The 437-nt window shown below is 61.8% G+C and carries 1 protein-coding gene; it reads right to left on the minus strand.

Annotated features, from left to right (window positions below):
- Positions 1–208: 208 nt before the first annotated feature.
- Positions 209–437: hypothetical protein (locus tag NCT03_RS33710; protein ID WP_250495517.1), on the minus strand; the 229-nt coding region annotated here is incomplete at its 5' end.

Raw genomic sequence — 437 nt, forward strand, 5'->3', positions numbered from 1 at the left:
ACACGCGCCGAGCACGGAGCGGCGTCATGTGTGGTCACTATTTGAATGGTCTGCGCGTTGGCCTCAGGCCAATTGATCGCGCACAGCGCGGCATGCGCGTCTCACTTTCGCTAACTGGACGGTTCTTTCGATACGGCTCGTCTGCTCGAGAGCCGCCACCTCACGGCGGACTCCGCTTCGAGGTGGCGGCGCATTAACGCTCGGCGACTCAGGCATCATCGCCCGAGGAAGTGTCTTCAGCTGCGTCATTGGGAGACGCGGCCGTCGACTGGTCAACGGAAGCTCCCGCATTCGAGCCACTTTCCGCTTGTGCTTGAGGTTGCGCTTGCGTCAGCGGTTGTGCTTGCGTCTGCGTCTGTACTTGCGTCTGCTGCTCGTTCGCGCCCCGTCCGGGCGTCATGCCTGCGCCCCACATCCATTGATTCAAACTTGCACGA

It is taken from the genome of Caballeronia sp. GAWG1-1 (assembly GCF_023631465.1).
Taxonomy (GTDB): Bacteria; Pseudomonadota; Gammaproteobacteria; order Burkholderiales; family Burkholderiaceae; genus Caballeronia.